Below are 436 nucleotides of genomic sequence, written 5' to 3'. Positions count from 1 at the left end.
TCTATGCACGGCAAAACCTCAAACCGCCCGTCAAAATCGCCATCTTTACGCTCGTCTGCCCGCAGTTGATGAACTTCGCCTTTGTTGGCCCTCTGAAACATGTCGGGCTTTCGCTTGCCATCGGTTTGGGCGCGTGTATCAATGCGGGATTGTTGTTCTTCCTTTTGCGTAAACACGGTATTTACCGACCCGGTAAAGGGTGGGGGAGTTTTCTGGGTAAAATGCTGCTGTCGCTTGTCGTGATGGGTGGCGGATTGTGGATGGCGCAGGCTTATCTGCCGTTTGAGTGGGTGCATGTCGGCGGTTTGCGTAAAGCCGGTCAGTTGTGCATCCTGATTGCGATAGGCGGCGGTTTGTATTTCGTTTCGCTGGCTGCGCAGGGTTTCCGACCGAGAGATTTCAAACGGGTGGAAGCGCGCTAGAGGCTGTTAAGATG

General features: G+C 53.9%; 1 protein-coding gene. It reads left to right on the top strand.

Annotated elements, in window-relative coordinates:
- A partial coding sequence (locus ACTHTJ_RS10910; protein ID WP_440362695.1) for a lipid II flippase MurJ occupies positions 1 to 422 on the top strand: 422 nt, incomplete at its 5' end.
- Between the last annotated feature and the right edge of the window lie 14 nt (positions 423 to 436).

The sequence above is a fragment of the Neisseria sp. P0018.S001 genome (assembly GCF_051957355.1).
GTDB lineage: Bacteria > Pseudomonadota > Gammaproteobacteria > Burkholderiales > Neisseriaceae > Neisseria > Neisseria subflava_A.
This window is presented reverse-complemented; position numbering and strand designations above follow the sequence as displayed.